The following is a 20,064-nucleotide window of genomic DNA, read 5'->3' as shown; positions in this document are numbered from 1 at the left end:
GGGCAATCGTGATGAAACCCTTGCAAAGCTACACGTAGCGGTAGAAAAGATACCGATCCGGGGCGATTGTGTCCGGCCCGCTGACCTGTTCGAAACCCACAAGCGGCTGTTGCGACAGCACCAGGCCGCCCGGCACCATCAGCGCCGCGATCAGCGGACTGAGCTTGGCCCCTTCGGCAACATCCCTATCCTTGACCCCATAGCCAAAGTCGTAATGGGCCAGTGCCATCTTGTGACCGTTCGCGGCAAGGCGTTGCATCATCTCTTCGGCTTCGCCCTGCAGGAAATCCTGTTCCGGCGGGATGCAGCTGGGATGCGGTTTCAGCACGCGGTCGATGACCCAGATGCGGCGGTCGGGGATTTCCTGGCGCAGATGGTCATAGGTGCGCCCATTGCCCAGGCCCAGTTCCAGCACGTCGCCGGGGGTGTCCCTGATCTGCTCCGCCGCCCAGTTGATGCCGTCAATCTGCGCGCTCAAGCGGCGTCGCATGGATTCCAGTCTGCTCATGTCTTGCTCTCCATCACCCAGGAGGTTGCCCCGCCCGATATCATCTCGTGCAGGAAGGCACGGGTAAAAGACCATATCTCAGGGGTGTGAACGAGGTGATGGGTCAACAGGCCCAGCGGTTCCTCTGTGTCTTCGGTGCCCGTGCGCCGGGCGGTCAGGTGGCGCACGGTCTGTGCGATCAGGTGATCGGGGTCCACCAGATCGCGCGTCCCTTTCCACCAGATCGGGTCGATATGGGTGTTGATCTGCGTCAGTCCGGGGGCGGCCTGTGGGCCTGCACGCGGTCCAAAGGTGGACAGAGCGGTATAGCCTTGTGCCGCGAGTGCTTGCGTGACGTCGGCGTTGATCCGGTTCCAGGGCGGGACGAACATGGGGCGCAGCCGGGTGCCAAAGATGTCGTGCATCCGGGCCAGCGCCATGGCAGTTTCCTCTACCGCATCGGGGCGTGGCGTCTGAAACTCGTTCTTCTTTTCGGGTGCCGTGCTGTGATCCTGATGGGCCCAGCCATGCACGACGGGGATCATGCCCGCCATCGCATCGACCAAGGCAGGTTGGGCAAGCGATGGAATCACGGCCAGATGGACGGACAGGTCGATCTCTTCCGACAGCCCCCTCAGTTGGTCCAAAGCCTGCGTGGGCGCAATCGCATCATCGTCGCGCCACCAGAGCGGAACGGCCATGCCGTCCCGTCGGCACTCCGTCAGGGCGTTTCGGAGTGGGGTCCAATCGCCGCTCATCTGTGCTCTGCCCATAATGCGCGCACAATCTCAACCGTTTCCGTGGCACCCTGCATACCGATGGTGCGCGGCGCACGTTCGAGCGCGGTTGTGACCTCTGCCACCGCTTTGGCGAGGGCGGTGCCGCTCAGGCTGTCTTGTCGCAAGACAGTCACCGCAGGCAGGGCGGCGAGCGCGTCTGCCCGCAGACGCTGTTCGACTTCACCGCCATCATCGAACGGGATCAAGACAGCCGGAACGCCGGTTTGCAGCACATCCAGCGCCGTGTTGTACCCGCACATCGAGATGGACGCGCTTGCGCCCTGCAACAGGGTACGAAAGTCGGGCCGGGGTCCTTCGACGCGCACGTTTGCAGTTGCCTGATCCGCGATCCGGGTGACGCGATCCTCACCGCCACCCACGAGGAAACGCCACTGCGTGTCCGGCATGTTCCGGGCGGCCGCAATGGCAGCGTCAAAGACCGCATCACCGACAGACCCGCCGCCCGTGCTGACCAAAACCTCGCCATGCCGCGCCGTCGTTGGCGGGGGCGGGGCGGGGGCGACAAAGCCGGTGTAATGCAAGCGGTCTGCCAGGATGTCCGAGACCGGCCAGCTGCGCGACAGCGGGACGATGGAGGGGTCGGAATGCACCAACACACCGTCATAGAACTGCGCAACCATCTCGTCGGCAAAGACCACCTTGGCCGGTTTGCTGGGCGGGGCCAGAATATCGCGGATGGAGGACAGGAGCAGCGGGCGCGGATCGCTGTTATGCGCCGCAGCAAGAAGCTGGCGGAACTCGTCGCGCAGGATGCGGCGGCCAAAGGGGAAGAGTTCCGTGATCAGCACATCCGGCGCAAACACGGCAAGCGCGGCAACCAGCTGGTCGGCACGGTTGGCCAGGTCTTGGGCGGACATGGCTGCGCCCTGATCATCCAGCAGCGTTGTGAAATCCGTCCCGTCCGAGCGCACTGGCGGCAGTTGGACAAGTGACACGCCGGTCGTGTCAAAATGCGGCACCGGGCTGCCGCCGCTCACGACACGCACCACGTCACCGGCGGCGGCAAAGGCGCGGGCAAGCGTCAGGGCACGCGCCAGATGGCCCGTGCCCAACAGATGCGTGACGACAATCATCACCTTCATTGCGCGCGCACCTCCAACCGTTGCGGCGTCGGGTCAGCGTGCCAGCCATCTGCGTCGATGTGCAGGACAAACAACCGGTTGCGCTTGATCTGAAACGGGGCAGGGCCGTCAAAATCCCAGCCCGTGGCCATCGCCATCAGCACCCGCATCACGCCGATATGACAGATTGCCACCGTGTCGCGGCGCAAGCCGTTCGCCCAAGGGCGCAACCGGGCGCGCAGATCATCGGGGCATTCGCCATTTGGCGGGCGATAGTGCCAGCCCCATGCCTCGATGTCGCGGAACCCAGTGTTCGGATCGCTGCGCAGCGCGGCCCCGTGTGCCCCTTCCCAATCGCCCCAATTCATCTCGATCAGCGCCGGTGCGGCCTGCGGGGCACGGCCAGAGACGAGGTGCCCGGTCTCCATCGCGCGGGCCAGCGGGCTTGCCACAATGTCCGCCCCGTCCCAGCCAACGGGCAGTTGCAGCTGTGCAAGCTGCGCGCGCGCCTCTTCGTGCAGCGCTACATCAGTGCGCCCCTGAATACGGCCCGCGCGGTTCCAGGCCGTGTGGCCGTGGCGCAAAAGGGCAAGGCGGATCATGTCGCCGTCTCCAACACGGTGCGCAGCGTCTTGGCCGCACTGCCAAGCAGGTGATGCGCCTTGACCGCTTGTCGCGCGGTTGCCCCGGCAGCGCCCCGTGCATCCCGATCCTGTAGCAATGCGGCAAGGCGCGCCGCCATGGCCGTTGGTCCCTGCGCGACATCCGGTTGCGGGCCAGTCACGACGTCCCGCACACCTGGGCGGTCCTGTGCAACCACGGGGAGGCCAGCCGCCTGCGCTTCCAGATAAGTCATGCCAAAGGCCTCGTTCACGCCGGGCCAGAACAACAGGCTGGCCTTGGCATATCGCGCTTGCACCGCATCTGCATCCAGCGCGCCGAGTAGCGCGACACGGCCCCCGAAAGGGGCCATCAGGTCAGCCACCTCGGCACGCGCCTCTCCGTCCCCGGCGATCTCAAGCTGCCACTCCAGCGTCTGGGGCAGCGCGGCGAGGGTTTGCGCGATCAACGTGTAAGAGGTTACCTTGTCCCCCGTGCGCATCATGCCAACGCTCAGCATCGGGCCGCTCAGGTCGCTGGCGGCAGGCAGATCGGTTCGCGCCAGAAAGGGGGGCAGATGGCACAGGTTCTGCCCGTCAGGCGCATCGCGGCGCAGCGTCTCTGCGTCCCGGTGCGTGAGGTAAAAGATCGTGTGCGCCGCGTCGCTGGCCGCCTCCGCAGCGGCGGCAAAGCGCGCCCAGGGGCCTGTCAGTCGCTTGCGGGCACGGGTGCTTTCCACTTGAAAATACGGAATGTTCAGCGCGCGCGCCACATGCGGGCCAATCAGGTCGGGCGCCTTGTAATAGTTGTGATAGGTGATCCAGGCCCGCCACCCTGCCGCCTCGGGCAAAGCGCACAACCGGGCGATTTCCATGTCAGCCTTGGCCATCAGCGTATCCTGATGCACCGCGTCGCCCGCGCCATCATAGAGCCGCAGGCCAGATGCAAGCGACACCTCGTATCCCGCCAGCTCAAGCGCAGCTATCACCGCCCGTGCCATCGCCCGATCACCCGAAGGCACCGGGTGATCGGGGGCTTTCAGCGGGGCATAAAACGCGAACGTCATGCGCCTGTCCTTGCATCCATCATGGCGCGCAGGCGCTGGGCAAGGTGGTCGATACCGGGCTGCATCCTGAAGTCCGCGTGCAAACGGGCGTGGGCCGCGTCGGCCAATGCCGGGCCCAAAGCGGGTTCAATGGCCAGGCGCGTCATGTGCTCTGCCAGAATGGCCGGATCATCGTCGCTCAGGATGCCATGCACACCGTCATCAATGAATTCGGGGATGGCGGACACGGGCGTTGACAGGATGGGCAGGCGCTGGCTGGCGGCCTCCATCAACACATTCGGCAACCCGTCGCGATCGCCATCCGCCGCGATGCGGCTTGGCAGCACGAACAGGTCCGCTGAACGCATGGCCGCAATCACCTCAGGCTGATCGCAGGCCCCGCGCCAGGTGATGCGGTGGGCGATGCCATGACGTTCTGCCCGTGCGCGCATTTCAGCGTCCAACGCACCGCCACCGATATGGGTGAAATGCCAGTCGACGTGATCGGGCAACAGCACAAGGGCGTCGATCAGCCGGTCAAACCCCTTCTTCTCGACCAGCCGCCCGACGGACAACAGGGCAAACGGCTCGCCCGCCTGGCGCTGCACGCGGTCCGGTGCGGCCGGAAAGCGGCTGAGGTCGAGGCCGTGATAGACCAGATCGACAGGCGTATCCGTGGCCAGATCGTTCAAATGGGCGGCCCCGAATGCGGTGCATGTCGCGCCAAAGGCTGCGCCGGATGTCACGCTGCTCAGCTTTTCGCGCAACTCCCAGTCGGGGGAGGTCCAGATATCCTTGGCATGCGCGGAAAATGACCACGGCATGCCGCGCAGCATCGCCGCATAGCGCGCCACCGAAGAAGGTGTGTGCAGGAAGTGGGCATAGATCGCCTCGGTCCCTTCGGGCAGTTCACGGGCCATGACACAGGCCTGTCCGAACCGGCGCACGCGGTTCCGATTGAAATCACGCGACAGGTCGCGGGCAAACTGCACAAAGGCAGGCCAGAAGGCCCTCCGCCCCAAGGCAGAGAAGACACCGCGCAGCACGCGCACAGGTTCCTCGTGCAGGTATTCCGGCAGATAGTGCACGGCCGCCTGCACCTGATCGTGCAGGGGGTGGGTTTTCTTGTCCGTCGGGTGGCGCAGCGACCAGATGTCAAACCCTACACCCGCACGTTCCAGGGCAAGCAGTTCCTGGGCAATGAATGTCTCGGACAGGCGCGGCCAGCCTTTGACGGTGACGGCAAGACGGGGTGGTTGTGTCATTCGGCCGCGTTGGTGAGGGTCTGGCCCATCAGGTGCCGCGCGCGCACGTTGACCACGTCCAAGCCATCCAGCAGGCCATCCGCCCCGGCTTGGGACGGGCGTTGCTGGTGGGGCAGGCCGCGAATGGCGGCGATCATCGCTTCGGGGGTCAAGCCGTCGCGGAACTGGTCGAGGTTGCGCACCAGGCCCAGCTCTTCCGCGCGATTTGCGCGGATCCACTGCTCGAGCCGCGGTTTGGTCCGTGGGACGATCACGGCGCGCTGGTCAAAGGACAACAGCTCGCAGAACGTGTTGTAGCCCCCCATGCAGATGACGCCCTGCGCCTCGGCAAATAGGGACTCGATCCGGCTGTCAAAGCCGGTGGCCGTCACGCGGCCCTCAAGTGCCGCCACGCGGGTTTCGAACGCATCGCGCGTGTCACCCGACAGGAACGGGCCGTAGACGAGAACGGCATGCGGCGACAAATCCTTGTCCCGCTCATAGGCCTGCAGGACGAGGTCGACCATCGCCTCGCCATCGCCGCCACCGCCTGGGGTGATGAGGATGTAGGGCGTGTCGGGCACCTCGGCAGGGTCGATGATCGCGCGGCGCAAATACCCCGTCCACACGGTGCGGGCCCGGGCCGCATCCGACAGCGGCAGGCCGCTGGTGGGATCATAGACCGACTTCACGCCATAGACCCACATCTCGTCGTAAAAGGCCTCGGCCGCCTCGACTGCGCCTTTGCGCGCCCATTCGGCGGCCAACACCTCGGGTTCATCCAGCACATCGCGCAGGCCCAGCACAATACGGGTGCGTCCGCTCTGGTTCAGCTTTTCCAGCGTCGGCAGCAACTCGCCGCGAAAGCCCGTGGGTTCCTTGTCGACGATCAGCAGGTCCGGGTCGTATTGGGAAACCGTGGACTCGATCAGCCCCGTGCGCAGGGCGGTTGTGGCCTCGATGTCCATGCCCGAGTTCTGGCTGACATAGGACCCATCCGCCAGTTTTTTGACGCCCGGCAGGCGCACATGGTCCACCGCACGGGGAAAGGTGAAGCGGCCCGCCACAGGACTGCCTGTCAGGATGATTGCGGACCCCACCGTGCCCGATTGGGTCAGCGCCGAGGCAAGCGCGCGGCTGCGGCGCAGGTGGCCAAGGCCAAACGTGTCGTGGCTATAAAGCACAACGCGCCGTGGGCGTCTCCCGGTCATGCCCGGTGTCGCTGAAATAGTATCGCCCATGATTGTTGTCGTTTCCCCGTATTTCTCCGGACGCCTACACATAGGCATCCAAAGCAGTCTTTGCAGCGCCGTTACACAGCGATTCTGGCTCCCAAGCTATGAGGCACGTCAATCCATATCCAGTGACAAACCTCGCGTGCCCACCACGGGGCATTATATCAGCGCTATTGCACGGAAATGCCCCCGATGCAAAACACGACTGCTCCCCAACCCGTGTACCGCTCACAATTCGATGGCGAACGATTGTAAACGCGCATGGGCTCGCGTAGCGTTTTCGGAATGCGATCAAGGGACGGGCAAAGCTGGGTAAAATACAAGGTCATCGGGTGGATGGTCTGCGTTCTCGTATGGGCGCTTTGTCTTGTTCCAGTCGCCGCCACGGCGCAGGGCCTCACCACTCTGCTGCCATCCGCGTCCGAAGAGCCGGAAAGCGACATCGCCGACATCATGCGCACCGCTGCCGAAAACGGCGTGAGCGTGGTGGTCATCGACAGCGACGGACGGGTGTTGACCCAGGTGGGTGACAGCACGCAGGAGACGGAGGCTTCGGGGGGCGACTCGACCCTGATGGCCATGCAGGACGAAGCGGTCGCATTCCGCGCCGCCATCGTGGACCGGTTTGTGCACCTGCCTGCCGCCTTCAACGAGGTGATCTACATCCTGCGCGCAACCAGCCCGGACGGCACGATCTTTGCTTACGTCAAGGTGCTGCTTTACAGTCTGGGCCTTCTGGCCGTTGGCATGGTGTTCCAAAGCCAGGTCTACGGCAAACGCATCGTCAAACGCTTTGTCATCTCGCGCATCCTCGATGCGCCGAAAGGCTACAGCGAAAAGATGCCGTTCCTCGTGTTCCGGTTTGTCATGGGGGTGATCGGCATTCTGGTGTCGATGGCCGTGGCCTATATCCTCGGCTCGATCCTCTTTGGTTCGCTCGAGGACCCGGCCCTGCAGTTCACTGCCGTGCTGATCAACGTGGGCTACTTTTCGGCCCGCGTGGCGGCCGCCTTGTGGCGGATGATCCTGTCGCCCTACCTGTCGCAATACCGCATCCCGCTGTTCACCGACCGCGACGCCAAGCGGCTGCATATCTGGCTGAGTGCCGTGGCCGCAATGGGCTTTATCGCCATCCTGTTCGGCATCTGGATCGAAGAACTGGGCCTCAATGCCGAAGTCTATGTGTTCCTGTTTTCCCTTCTCAGCTTTGGCGTGATGTTGCTGAACATCGCGCTGGTCTGGGTGAACGGCCCCGCGATCACGACGGCCATCCTGAACGGAAAACGCGCCAAAGAGGCGACGTGGATTCTGCGCATGCTGTCGCGTCTCTGGGCGCCTGCGGCAGTGCTCTATTTCCTGTTCGCCTGGGGCGATCAGACCTACCACCTGGTGATCGACGATCCGCTTGGCGTGCCCTTGATGCCTGCGGCCTGGGCGATCCTGACAACCATCATCGTGGTTTACGGCGTCATCAACTACGTCATCGAACGCAGCTTTGAACGGGCCCGCACCCTGCGTGCGCGCAGCGAGGCGGCAGGCCTTCTGCCCGAGCCTGTGCCAGGCAGCCCCGAAGACACGCGCGGCCCCCGCATCATGACCTTTGAAGGGCTGGCACAGCGCATCGCGGGTATCCTCGCCTTTGTTGCCGGCACCTATGCCTTTGTCAGGATCTGGAGCCCGAACACCGGCATGATGGGCGACAGCCTGACCGACCGTCTGCTCGACATCATGGTGATCCTGTTCATCGGCTACATCGCTTACAACGCTTTCCGCATCTGGATCGACAACAAGATCATCGAGGAACAGGGCGACGTGGTCGAGGCGGAGCTGGGGGATGAGGGCGGTGGCTCATCCGCCTCGCGCCTTGCGACGTTGCTGCCTTTGTTCCGCAACTTCGTCTTGCTCGTCATCATCCTCACCATCCTTCTGATCGTGTTGATGGAGATGGGGGTGAATGTCGGCCCGCTCTTTGCCGGGGCAGGGATCGTGGGTGTTGCCGTCGGTTTTGGCAGTCAAAGCCTGGTGCGCGATATCTTTTCCGGCGCGTTCTTTTTGTTCGACGATGCCTTTCGCAAGGGCGAATACATCGATGTGGGCGGGGTGAAAGGCACGGTCGAGAATATCTCGGTGCGCAGCTTCCAACTGCGCCACCACCTCGGCGCGTTGCACACCATTCCCTTTGGCGAAATCCAGGTGCTGACCAACTATTCCCGTGATTGGGTGATCATGAAGCTGCCCCTGCGCGTCACCTACGACACTGACGTGGAAAAGGTGCGCAAGCTGATCAAGAACCTGGGTGTCACCCTGCTGGATGACCCGGTGATCGGCGACAACTTCATTCAGCCGCTGAAATCACAGGGCGTGATCGAAATGCAAGACAGCGCGATGATCATCCGGGTCAAGTTCATGACCAAGCCGGGTGATCAGTGGCTGGTGCGCAAGAAGGTCTACGAGGAAATCCGCGCCCTATTCGAACGCGAGGGGATCAAGTTTGCCCATCGCGAGGTCACGGTGCGCCTGGCAGACGGGCAAAAAGCCGATGAGCTGACCGAGGAAGACCGCAAGGCGATCTCTGCCGCTGCCCAGGCCTCGATCGAGGAAGAGATGCTCGAAGATGCCGCAGAGTTCGGGGACGACAGATAAACCCCCTCGACAAGTCGGCCCAAAAGGCATAGGCGCGCATGCTTGGTGACGCCCCCTGCCTGTCGCCCTGCCATATATGGACCGTTCGCTTGATTACTCCGCTTCAGACCGCGCTGACCGCACGCGGCTATACCGACCTGACCCCCGTTCAGACCGCCGTGACCGACCCCGCGTTGACAGCTGCCGATTTGCTGGTGTCTGCCCAGACAGGATCGGGCAAGACCGTGGGCTTTGGCCTCGCCCTTGGCCCCACGCTGCTGGGGGACGAGGACCTGTTCCAGATGGCCGATGCGCCGCTGGCCCTCGTGATCGCGCCGACGCGCGAATTGGCGATGCAGGTGAAACGCGAACTTGGCTGGCTTTACGGTGAAACGGGCGTTGTGATGGCGTCTTGTGTGGGCGGCATGGACATGCGCGACGAACGCCGTGCGCTGGGGCGCGGCGCGCATATTGTTGTCGCCACGCCGGGGCGCTTGCGCGACCACATCATGCGCGGCTCGATTGACCTCACCGCCATTCGCGGCGTGGTGCTGGACGAGGCGGACGAGATGCTCGACCTCGGCTTTCGCGAAGACCTCGAATTCATCCTCGGTGAATGCCCGGACACACGCCGCACCCTCATGTTCTCGGCCACGGTGCCCGCGCAGATCGCGCGGCTGGCCAAGACCTATCAGAAAGACGCGGTGCGGGTCGAAACGACCTCGGGTCAGAAACAACACGCCGACATCACCTATCAGGCCATGATGGTGGCCAATCACGACGCCGAAAATGCGATCATCAACATCCTGCGGTTCCACGAGGCCCCCAATGCCATCGTGTTCTGCAACACCCGCGCCATGGTCAACCGCGTCACCACGCGCCTGTCCAACCGGGGTTTTCCGGTTGTGGCGCTTTCGGGCGAGCTGACGCAATCCGAACGCACCAATGCGCTGCAAGCGATGCGCGACGGGCGCGCGCGGGTCTGCGTGGCGACGGACGTGGCCGCACGCGGGATCGACCTGCCCAACCTCGATCTGGTGGTGCATGCCGAACTGCCCTCCAACCACGAAACGCTGCTGCACCGCTCGGGGCGCACAGGCCGCGCCGGGCGCAAGGGCACAAGCGCGTTGATCGTCACGGCCAAGGTGCGATCGAAAGCCATGCGCATCCTCAAAGGGGCCAAGCTGGAGGCCGAGTGGGTCGATGCGCCCTCTGCCGAGGCTGTGCGCGCGCAGGACGAAATCCGCCTGATGGACGATCCCATGTGGACGGATGCCATCACCGAGGGCGAGGCCGACATGGTCGCCAAGTTCACCGAACGGTTCACCCCTGAACAACTGGCCGCCGCCGTGCTGCGCATTCACGGCTTGCGCCATTCGGCGCCCGAGCACCTCTCTGCCGTCACGGGTGAAAAGGCCCCCAAGGCGCGCGCGCCATTCGGGCCCAGCACGTGGTTTTCAGTCACGGGCGGGCGCGATCAGGGGGTCGAGGTGCGTCGCCTTCTGCCCATCATCTGCAATGCCGGCGACATCACCAAGGACGACATCGGCGCGATCCGCATCGTTGGGGATATGTCCTATGTCGAGCTGAAGACCGAGGCGGTCGACGGTTTCCTGAAAAACCTTGGCGCGGCGATGCAGGTCGAAGGCGGGGCAAAGGTGACCAGGCTTGACGGGATCCCCGATGCGGCGAGCCAGCCAAAGCCACGTTTTGAGCCCAAGCCCAAGCGCGACTACGGTGACAAACCCAAGCGCAGCTATGACGACAAGCCCAAACGCGGCTTTGCCGATGCGCACAAACCGGCCACCAAACCCTCGCCCAAGAAAGTCTGGGACAGCGCCGCCGCACCCGCGCCCAAACCGCGCAATGACGCGGCCCCCATCGACTGGAACGACACCTCGACCCCCAAGCCGCGCAAACCGAAACCCGGCGACAAGACCAAGGGCAAACCGGCGGGCAAGTCGCGATTCTCCAAGGCGCCTTCGACGATGGACAAAGCGGTCAGGGACGGGGCCGTGAGTACGGGCAAGAAACCACGCCACAAGACCACGCAAAAGGGCAAGCCCACAGGCAAACCCACAACGGGCGCGCCCAAGGTCGGTAAATACAACAGCAAGAAAAACCAGGCCCGCCGCGCGGCGGCAGGGCAGGGCGGCGCACAGCCGCCCCGGCGCAAACCCTAACCCTTGTAGGGGTCCAAACTGTCGCGCAGACCGTCGCCAAGGAAGTTGAAGGCCAGCACCACGATGATGATCGGCAGCATCGGGATCGCCGTCCACGGATAGATCTCGATGCTCGCAAGGTTCTGCGCGTCGTTCAGCATCACACCCCAGGATACCGCAGGCGCACGCAGGCCAAGACCCAGGAAACTGAGCGCAGTTTCACCGAGGATCATCGCCGGGATCGACAGCGTGGCCGAGGCAATCAGGTGCGACATGAAGTTCGGCAACAAGTGCCGCCGGATCACCCGCCCCGGTTTGGCCCCCATCATCTCTGCCGCGCGCACATATTCCTCCTCTCTCAGCGAGAGGAACTTACTTCGGACCGCCCGCGCGAGGCCGGGCCAATCCAGTAATCCCAATATGATCGATATGATGAAAAAGACCGACACAGGCCCCCAATTCGATGGCACCGCCGCAGACAGGGCCAGCCACAAGGGCAGTTCGGGCAGCGAACGCAGGATTTCAATGGCGCGGTTCACGACCCAGTCGACCCAGCCTCCGAAATAGCCCGCAATCGCGCCGAACCCGATGCCGAGGATGAAGGACACGGTGATGCCGATCAGGCCAACGGTCAGGGACAGTTGCGCGCCGTAAGAGATGCGCGAGAACACATCGCGCCCCAAACGGTCAGAGCCAAAGATGAAAATGGTTGCCCCCTCGGGCGCGCAGAACAGATGCCGCTCGGTCGGGATCACGCCAAACAGGTTGTATTCGGTTCGCTTGCAAAAGAACTGCAAGGGCATGGGCCGGGTTTCGTCCGTGATGTAGGTCCAGCGGTAATTCTCGAGGTCGGCCACCGCCTCGGTCGGATAGACGAAGGGGCCGATATACTCGCCCTCGTGCCAGAAATTGATCGCCTGGGGCGGGTGATAGAGATAGTCGGCGCTACGCTCATTCGGCGTGTAGGGCGAAAAGAACCCTGCAAATGGTATCGCCATATAGGCCAGCAGCAGAAAGATGCCAGACAGCAGACCCAGCCGATGCTTGCGGAACTTGCGCCAGACCAGCAGCCAATTCGGCGCGTCCATATCCGTGCGGTCAATGGCTGACAGGTCCACATTCGGATCATATGGGGCATCGTCGATATAGCGTCCGTCGGGAAGGGTGCTCATTCGTCTTATCCTTCTCGCGCGCCGTAGCGGATGCGCGGATCAAGCAGCACCAGCAAAAGGTCGGAAATCATCGTGCCGATCAGGGTCAGCAGGGCCACGAACATCAGCACAAAGGCCGCCAGGAACTGGTCCTGCGACTTGAGCGCGGTCAGCAGCGCCGGCCCGATCGTCTGCAAACCCAGCACGACCGAGACCAGAACCGACCCCGACACCATCGCGGGCAGCAGGTTGCCGATATCCGCGACAAAGGGGTTGAAAGCCATGCGCAGCGGATACTTGGTCAGCATCCGCGAGGGGGCAAGCCCCTTGGCTGTGGCAGTCTCGACATAGGGTTTGCTCAGCTCGTCCAGCATGTTGGCGCGCAGGCGCTGCATCATGCCCGCCGCCCCCGAGGTGCCGATAACGAATGTGGGGACGATCAGGTGGACGAGGATCGACTGCACCTTGGCGAAACTCATCGGCTCGCCCTCAAAAGACGGGTCCATCAAGCCACCGATGGGCAGGCCAAGATATTTGTGCCCATAATAAAACAGCATCAGCGCCAGCAGAAAGTTGGGTGTGGCAAGGCCCAGATAGCCGATGAAGGCCGTGGTGTAATCGACCCAGGTGGCCGAACGCCACGCGGCCAGCACACCCAGCGGCAGCGCCACGAGGTAGACGAAGAGGACCGCCGCCAGGTTGACGAGAACGGTCAGCCAGAGTGCGTCGCCCACAATGTCAGCGACAGGGGCGTCGAATTCAAAGGACCAACCGAAATCGCCCTGGATCAGCCCGGAAAACCCCTGCGGCCCGGGGATCACACCGACCCAGATCAGGTATTGCTGATAGAGCGGGCGGTCGAGGGCGTATTCCTTGCGCAGGAATTCGGCCTTGGCCACGCCCTCGGCCTGGCCCGTGGCGCGCAACTCGGCAATCTGGTTCGACAGGTAGTCGCCGGGGGGCAGGTTGATGATGATGAACACCAGCATCGACACGACAATCAACGTCAGCACCATCGTCATCAAACGATAGGCCGCGTAGCGTATGAACATCATTCGGACACCTGCGCCAGTTCTTCATCCGCAAAGTAAAACTCGTCCATGCGGTGTACGCCGAAATGCGCGCCCGGATCCCAGGCCCATTTGCCGAATTCGGGCACGTTGCGCAGGCGGTTGGAAACGACGACGGGCTGCGGTGCTTCGGCCAGAATGCCGATACCAAACTGCTGATCGGCATGGATCGCAAGCATCTCGCGCCAGATGCGGTCGCGTTCCTGCGGTGTCGGTTTGGCCTGCCATTCGGCGGCCAGCGCCATCAGGCGTTGCGCTTCGGGCATGTCCACAGGCTCACCCGCTGCGCCGTGGGTCTGGTAGTACTGCCCCCATTTGGGCCACGCGAAAAACACCTGATCGGTGGGCGCGAGATAGCTGGGCGGCGTGTAGGTTTGGGGAATACCATTGTCCCAGCCGAACCAGACGGCGGCCATGGTCACCCCAGAAAACACCCGGTTGCGCAGGATATCGCGGTCCAGCGGGCGCATGATCAGCTTGATGCCCAGATCGCGCCATGTGTCGGTGATGATGGCCAGCGCGTTCTCGACCTCTTGCCGCTCGCCCGCGGTCTCGATCACGAACTCCATCGGGCGTCCATCAGGCAGCAGTCGGATACCGGCGGGCGTGCGCTCGGTCAGGCCCATCTCGTCCAGCAACATGTTGGCGACATCCGGATCATAAAGCGCCCATTTGCTCAGGTTCTCGGCGTCAAAGAACGGGCTTTTGGCCAGCGCCGTCATGCCCCCTTCCTTGCCGAGACCGAAGTAGAGCGCACGGTTGATCATGCGCCGGTCGATCCCCATGGACAGCGCGCGGCGGAACCGGGCGTCGCGCATCACCTGCCGCCAGATTGGGTCGGCAAAGTTCAGGTTGGGATAGATGGCGATCTGGCTGGCCGCGCCATTGGCCCAGAGAAAGGTGCGGTAGGGCGCGCCATCGGCCTCGCCCTTCTTCAGGATCGACACGTCGCGGAAATCGAGGCCACGGGCCTGCAAATCCGCCTCGCCCGCATTGGACTTGGCCGCAACAAGGCCGCTGCCCACGATTCCCATCTCGACCACGTCGATATAGGGCAGTTGCGTGCCGCGCGCGTCCACACGGTGGAAATAGGGGTTGCGCACGAACAACTGGCGCGATTTGCCGGCCGTGCTGGCGGGCATCCACGGTTGGAGGGTGGGCAGTTCGTGATTGTCGAACTTGTACATGTTGTCGAGCTTGTTGTGCAGCGGTGCCCAACTGCGGACCCGCTTCTTGTCGATCATCTCTTCCATCGCCTCTTTGGTGTTAAAGTCGACGTGGAACTGTTTGAGATACTCGGACGGGCGGTAGATGAACGGCGGGCTGGCCTGTGCCAGCAATTGCAGGAACATCGGGTTGGGCCGGGCAAATGACACGATCACCGTATGCGCGTCGGGAAAGGTCATGGTGGCGACCTCGTTGCCGATGCGCATGACCTCGGGCGGGCCATTGGGGCTCAGCTCCTGATTCAGCGCGACGTTTTCCCACCAGTACCTGAAGTCTTCGGAGGTGAAGGGCGCACCGTTCGACCAGCGATGCCCCGGGCGCAGATGCAGCGTAAAGATGCGCTCGTCCTCGACCTCGACATCGCGCAGGATGTCGGGCTTGAGCTGATAGTTCTCGTCGTAGCCGACAAGACGCGCGTAGCCATAGACCACCATCTGGCGGACGTCCTTGGACCGGGTGACCATGGTGCGCAGCGTACCGCCCTGTTTGCCGAACTCCCGGCCCTTGGCCTCGAGGTCGACAACCAGCGGGGTCTCGGGCACGCGTTCGGGGGCCGGGTCCATCTGGCCCTTGGCGACCTCTGCAGCCCAGAACCCGCTTTCCTTGATCACGGGTTGGGCGGGTTGTTGGGCGAGGGCGGGCAGAGCGATCAGCCCGGCCATCAGCAATGTCGTCAAACGCTCAAACATGACAGCGCACCTTGTGTCCGGGTTCGATCTGGGTGAGGTCGGGGGCATCCAGCCCCTCAAAGCGGAACATCTCCGGCCAGCTGGCGGGTGATCCCGCGCCCTGGGACACCTGCGCCAGATCAATGGGTCGCTTGATGTCTGGCGTTGGCTGGGCCGCAATCAGCGCCTTCGTGTAAGGATGGCGCGGGTTGTGAAACAGCGTCTCGGGTGGGGCCTGTTCGACCACCACACCCTGGCGCATCACAGCCACCTCATCCGCAATGCGTGACACCACGGCCAGATCGTGACTGATGAAGAGATAGCTGAGGCCCATACCATCACGTATGCGCTCAAGCAGCACCAGAATCTGCTCCTGAACGCTCACATCCAGGGCCGATGTCGGCTCATCACAGACCAGCAGCACCGGATCGAGGGTGAGCGCACGGGCAATCGACAGACGCTGGCGTTGCCCGCCGGAAAAGGCGTGCGGATAGCGCTTCAGCATGTCCGGGTTCAGGCCGACCCAGCGCAGCATTTCTGCGGCCTTGTCCCGGCGCGCAGTCCTGTTGCCGATGCGGTGGATCTCCATCGGCTCGGTCAGCGCCTCCTGCACCCGCATGCGCGGAGAGAGAGAGGAATAGGGATCCTGAAACACCATCTGCGCCTGACGCTGGAACGCCACTTTCTGTGCGCGGCTCAGCTTGTTGATACAGACAGGTTCGGCACCGGGTTCGGCGCGAAACAACACCTCGGCGCCCGCGTCCGGCACTTCGGCCCCCAGCGCGATGCGGGCACAGGTCGTCTTGCCCGACCCGCTTTCACCGACCACGGCAAGGGTCTTGCCACGGGGCAGGATCAGCGAGACATCGCGGCAGGCATAGACATGCTTGCTGGCCTTCCAGCCGCCCGCCCGTACCGTGTAGGTCTTGGACACATTCTTCAGCTCGAGGATCACATCGTCCTGCACCACGGGGTCGACCAGCGACGGGTTCTCGGGGATCGCCGGGGCGGCGGCAAACAGCTTTTGAGTGTAGCCATGGCCGGGATCGCCCAGAACAACGGGGGCGGGGCCGCTTTCCATGACGTGGCCCTTGTTCATCACAACCACGGTATCGGCCATGTTGGCGACCACGCCCAGATCGTGAGTGACGAGGATCATCGCCATGCCGGTGTCGCGCTGGAGGTCTTTCATCAGGCCCAGCACCTGGGCCTGCGTGGTCACGTCCAGCGCGGTTGTGGGTTCGTCGGCAATCAAAAGGTCGGGCTTGGCCACCATGGCCATGGCGATCATGGCGCGTTGGCGCATGCCGCCCGACATCTCGAACGGATAGGCGCGGAACGCCCGCTCGGGATCGACAAAGCCAACGCGCTCAAACGTGGCCAGAACGTCCCGCTTGGCCTCTGCCGCGCCCATGTCGCGGTGCAGGGTCAGAACCTCGGCCACCTGGTTACCAATGCGATGCAAAGGCGACAGGGACCGCATAGGCTCTTGAAAAATCATCGAAATACGGTCGCCGCGAATGTCACGGATCTCGCGGCTGCCCAGCTTCAACAGGTCGGTGCGCGATGTGCCAGTGCCAAATTCGATCTCGCCCCGGCGCAGCTGCGCCGTACCGGGAAGAATGCGCAGGATCGACCGGCAGGTCAGCGTCTTGCCCGACCCGCTTTCACCAACCAACGCCAGCGTCTCGCCCGCACTCACGGAAAAGTTCACACCCGCCACAACCGGAGGGGCCACGCCAAAGCCGATAGAGAGGTCTCGCACGTCGAGCAGGGGGGCCATATACCGTCCTTGAATTGCTGCACTTGTCTTCCCGGAACTCAGTCAAACCGATTCCGGCCAATACGTCCATACACGCTAACCTCGCGGTTTCGTGCTACACTTTTCGAATTTTCTGTCCCATCTAAGGCAAAAGCATAGGAACTACGCATGACCCAAAGCCGCCTTGATCTGTTTGTCGACCGTATGGTGTCGCAACGCGCCTGCCTCGACCACGCCGCCCGCGCGGTGGCCGCGCTGGAGGGGCCAGTGTTCGAATTGGGCCTCGGCAACGGGCGCACCTATCACCACATGTGCCACATCATGCCCAAGCGCGAGATTTTCGTGTTCGAACGCGCCATCGCCTCGCATCCCGACAGCACCCCGCCCGACGACATGGTGATGCTGGGCGATGTGTTTGACACCTTGCCCATGGCGCTTGAACGCTTCGGCGCGACGGCGGCCCTGATCCACGCCGACCTTGGCGGGCACAACCGCGAGAAAAACGACCTTTTTGCGCGCCGCATCTCACCCAGTGTCGAGCCGTTGCTGGCGGTCGGCGGTTTGATGGTCGCGTCGGACCGGATGTATTTCGACAACCTGGTTGAACAGCCATTGCCCGATGGGGCGGTAGAGGGGCGCTGTTTCATCTATCGGCGCGAGGCTTGAGGTCGCGCACCCCGGCCCTCTACGGGGCGATGGTTGCCCTGTTTCAAACCAGAGAGACGTTGCGTCGCTTTGCGAAGGGCTTGCCCTTTTTCCTCCGCTGCCTAGGCTGAACCCCGAGCCGGTGGCGCGGAGGAGCGCGCCGTGCCCATCAGCACCAGCGGAGGTCCCATGAGCGACAAGATTGCCTATTCCCGCGACGGCGATATCGCCGTCCTGACTGTGCAAAACCCGCCCGTCAACGCCCTCAGCCATGCCGTGCGCGCGGGTCTGTGGGCAGGCATGGACCAGGCCGAATCCGATGATGGCGTGCGCGCCGTGCTGATCGTGGGCGAGGGGCGCGCCTTCTTTGCCGGGGCCGACATCACGGAATTCGGCAAACCTCCGCTCGAACCGCACCTGCCCGACCTCATCAACCGGATCGAGGCGTCGCCGCTGCTTGTCGTTGCCTCGATGCACGGCGTGTCCCTTGGCGGTGGGCTCGAGGTGGCGCTGGGCTGTCACTATCGCATCGCAGTTCCGTCAGCGCGCGTGGGCCTGCCCGAAGTGCATCTGGGCCTCATCCCCGGCGCGGGCGGCACCCAGCGTCTGCCGCGCCTCACCGGCGTCGAACCCGCGCTCGAGGTGATGACCACGGGCCGGCATGTGGGCGCGAAAGCTGCCCATGATCTGGGCATCATCGACGTGATCAAGGATGGCGATCCGGGCAAGAACGGCCTCGCCTATGCCCAGAAACTGCTGAAAGACGGCGCAGGCCGCCGCGCAGTCAGCGAAATGCCCCCGCCCGAACCCATCGATTGGGATGCGGCGTTCGAGGCGACGCTGGCCCGCTCCAAGGGGCAGATTTCGCCCGCCCATTGCGTGCGCGCGGTGCAGGCCTCTGTCGAAAAACCCTTTGCCGAAGGGCTGAAGGCCGAGCGCCAGATTTTCTACGATCTCATGCAGACCGACCAGCGTCAGGGCATGATCCACGCCTTTTTCTCCGAACGGGCCGTCAGCAACCTGCCCGAACTCAAGGGCGTGACGCCCCGCGGTCTTCAGCATATCGGCGTGATCGGCGGCGGCACCATGGGCGCGGGCATTGCCACGGCGGCCCTGCTTGCCGGGCTTGAGGTCACGCTGCTTGAGATGAGCGCAGAGGCCGGGCAGGCCGCCCGCGACCGGATCGAACGCAACCTGTCGGGCGCAGTCAAACGGGGCAAGATCACCCCCAACCAGCACGACCAGATCCTGACGCACACGCTGGTTGTCGTCACCAACTACGAAAAACTCCACGACGTCGATCTGGTGATCGAGGCCGTGTTCGAGGACATGAGCGTCAAGAAAAAGGTGTTCGGCGAACTCGACTGCGTCTGCAAACAGGGCGCGATCCTGGCCTCCAACACCTCTTACCTCGACATCAACGAAATCGCGGCCAGTACCTCGCGCCCGGCAGATGTGCTGGGCCTGCACTTCTTTTCCCCCGCCCACGTGATGAAGCTGCTCGAAGTGGTCGTGGCGGACAAGACGGCACCGGATGTGACGGCCACCGGCTTTGCGCTGGGCAAGATGCTGGGCAAAATCTCGGTCCGCGCGGGTGTCTGCGACGGATTCATCGGCAACCGCATCCTGTCGACCTATCGCACCGCTGCCGATCACATGATCCTCGACGGCGCCTCACCCTATGACATCGACGCCGCCCTCGAAGCGTTTGGATTCGCCATGGGCCCCTTTGCCGTGGCCGACCTCGCAGGCCTCGACATTGGCTGGGCGGTGCGCAAACGCAAACGGGCCGAGGGGCTCGACCCCCGCGCCCGCGACACGCACTACGCCGACAAGCTGTGTGAGGACGGCCATTTCGGCCAGAAGACCGGCAAAGGGTACTACGACTACGCCGCTGGTCCCAAGGCCCGCGTACCCAACCCCGATGTCCTGCCCCTGATCGAGGCCGAGCGTGCGGCGCAAGGCATCACGCCGCGCAGCTTTACCCATGAGGAGATCGTGCGCCGCTACATGGCGTCGATGGTCAACGAGGCGGCCAAGGTTGTAGGCGAAGGCATCGCCCGCCGCCCCTCGGACGTAGATATGACGCTGCTCTTCGGCTACGGTTTCCCGCGCTATCGCGGCGGACCACTCAAATGGGCGGACATACAGGGCCTTCCCGAACTTCTGAACGATATCAAGGGTTACGCAGAAACCGACCCCTATTTCTGGCACCCCGCACCGCTGCTTGAACAGTTGGTCGCCGACGGGCGCACATTCGATGATCTCAACAAAGAGGGCTAAGC

Annotated in this window: 15 protein-coding genes; 4 read left to right on the top strand and 11 right to left on the bottom strand. The window is 63.5% G+C overall.

The features are described from left to right. Nucleotides 1-28: 28 nt before the first annotated feature. The 7 genes from ACMHLQ_RS08420 to ACMHLQ_RS08390 are packed head-to-tail and all read right to left on the bottom strand — an operon-like array spanning nucleotide 29 to nucleotide 6,478. Nucleotides 29-508, bottom strand: coding sequence for a class I SAM-dependent methyltransferase (locus tag ACMHLQ_RS08420; RefSeq protein ID WP_415404330.1), 480 nt, complete (start codon nucleotides 506-508; stop codon nucleotides 29-31). Continuing rightward, on the bottom strand, nucleotides 505-1,245 hold the full coding sequence (locus ACMHLQ_RS08415) for a polysaccharide deacetylase family protein (RefSeq protein WP_415404329.1): 741 nt from the start codon (nucleotides 1,243-1,245) through the stop codon (nucleotides 505-507). The genes ACMHLQ_RS08420 and ACMHLQ_RS08415 overlap by 4 nt, the downstream gene beginning before the upstream one ends. Further along, nucleotides 1,242-2,369 (bottom strand): glycosyltransferase family protein, encoded by a 1,128-nt coding sequence (locus ACMHLQ_RS08410; protein WP_415404328.1) that lies wholly within the window; start codon nucleotides 2,367-2,369, stop codon nucleotides 1,242-1,244. The genes ACMHLQ_RS08415 and ACMHLQ_RS08410 overlap by 4 nt, the downstream gene beginning before the upstream one ends. After that, nucleotides 2,366-2,950, bottom strand: coding sequence for a histidine phosphatase family protein (locus ACMHLQ_RS08405; protein ID WP_415404327.1), 585 nt, complete (start codon nucleotides 2,948-2,950; stop codon nucleotides 2,366-2,368). Before ACMHLQ_RS08405 ends, ACMHLQ_RS08410 begins: the two co-directional genes overlap by 4 nt. Further along, nucleotides 2,947-4,014, bottom strand: a complete 1,068-nt coding sequence (locus ACMHLQ_RS08400) for a glycosyltransferase (RefSeq protein WP_415404326.1) — start codon at nucleotides 4,012-4,014, stop codon at nucleotides 2,947-2,949. Before ACMHLQ_RS08400 ends, ACMHLQ_RS08405 begins: the two co-directional genes overlap by 4 nt. After that, complete coding sequence (locus ACMHLQ_RS08395; protein WP_415404325.1) at nucleotides 4,011-5,258, bottom strand: glycosyltransferase family 4 protein; 1,248 nt, start codon at nucleotides 5,256-5,258, stop codon at nucleotides 4,011-4,013. Before ACMHLQ_RS08395 ends, ACMHLQ_RS08400 begins: the two co-directional genes overlap by 4 nt. Beyond that, nucleotides 5,255-6,478 (bottom strand): glycosyltransferase family protein, encoded by a 1,224-nt coding sequence (locus tag ACMHLQ_RS08390; RefSeq protein ID WP_415404324.1) that lies wholly within the window; start codon nucleotides 6,476-6,478, stop codon nucleotides 5,255-5,257. The genes ACMHLQ_RS08395 and ACMHLQ_RS08390 overlap by 4 nt, the downstream gene beginning before the upstream one ends. A 279-nt stretch (nucleotides 6,479-6,757) precedes the next feature. Between ACMHLQ_RS08390 and ACMHLQ_RS08385 the strand changes: the two genes are divergently transcribed. Together ACMHLQ_RS08385 and ACMHLQ_RS08380 are read left to right on the top strand one after the other, a co-directional pair. Next, nucleotides 6,758-9,115, top strand: coding sequence for a mechanosensitive ion channel family protein (locus ACMHLQ_RS08385; protein ID WP_415404323.1), 2,358 nt, complete (start codon nucleotides 6,758-6,760; stop codon nucleotides 9,113-9,115). Between the two features lie 89 nt (nucleotides 9,116-9,204). Continuing rightward, nucleotides 9,205-11,277 (top strand): DEAD/DEAH box helicase, encoded by a 2,073-nt coding sequence (locus ACMHLQ_RS08380; RefSeq protein WP_415404322.1) that lies wholly within the window; start codon nucleotides 9,205-9,207, stop codon nucleotides 11,275-11,277. Here ACMHLQ_RS08380 and ACMHLQ_RS08375 read toward each other — a convergent pair. From ACMHLQ_RS08375 to ACMHLQ_RS08360, 4 genes are read right to left on the bottom strand one after another with little or no spacing between them, the layout of a single operon-like run. Next, a complete protein-coding gene (locus ACMHLQ_RS08375; protein WP_415404321.1) occupies nucleotides 11,274-12,428 on the bottom strand; it encodes an ABC transporter permease in 1,155 nt (384 codons plus the stop codon). The two genes, ACMHLQ_RS08380 and ACMHLQ_RS08375, sit on opposite strands and share 4 nt — an antisense overlap. Nucleotides 12,429-12,433: 5 nt before the next feature. Then, nucleotides 12,434-13,462, bottom strand: coding sequence for an ABC transporter permease (locus tag ACMHLQ_RS08370; protein ID WP_415404320.1), 1,029 nt, complete (start codon nucleotides 13,460-13,462; stop codon nucleotides 12,434-12,436). After that, complete coding sequence (locus tag ACMHLQ_RS08365) at nucleotides 13,459-15,366, bottom strand: ABC transporter substrate-binding protein (RefSeq protein ID WP_415405254.1); 1,908 nt, start codon at nucleotides 15,364-15,366, stop codon at nucleotides 13,459-13,461. The genes ACMHLQ_RS08370 and ACMHLQ_RS08365 overlap by 4 nt, the downstream gene beginning before the upstream one ends. Before the next feature lie 19 nt (nucleotides 15,367-15,385). Then, a complete protein-coding gene (locus ACMHLQ_RS08360; protein ID WP_415404319.1) occupies nucleotides 15,386-17,155 on the bottom strand; it encodes a dipeptide ABC transporter ATP-binding protein in 1,770 nt (589 codons plus the stop codon). A 147-nt stretch (nucleotides 17,156-17,302) separates the two neighbouring features. Between ACMHLQ_RS08360 and ACMHLQ_RS08355 the strand changes: the two genes are divergently transcribed. Then, nucleotides 17,303-17,800 (top strand): class I SAM-dependent methyltransferase, encoded by a 498-nt coding sequence (locus tag ACMHLQ_RS08355; RefSeq protein WP_415404318.1) that lies wholly within the window; start codon nucleotides 17,303-17,305, stop codon nucleotides 17,798-17,800. Nucleotides 17,801-17,968: 168 nt separating this feature from the next. After that, nucleotides 17,969-20,062 carry a 3-hydroxyacyl-CoA dehydrogenase NAD-binding domain-containing protein gene (locus ACMHLQ_RS08350; RefSeq protein ID WP_415404317.1) on the top strand — a complete coding sequence of 698 codons (2,094 nt, stop codon included), beginning with the start codon at nucleotides 17,969-17,971 and terminating at the stop codon, nucleotides 20,060-20,062. The last annotated feature ends 2 nt before the right edge of the window (nucleotides 20,063-20,064 follow it).

This window comes from Tateyamaria algicola, from assembly GCF_047715485.1.
Taxonomy (GTDB): Bacteria; Pseudomonadota; Alphaproteobacteria; order Rhodobacterales; family Rhodobacteraceae; genus Tateyamaria.
The sequence above is the reverse complement of the archived record's forward strand: the minus strand, read 5'-3'. Positions and strand labels throughout refer to the sequence as shown.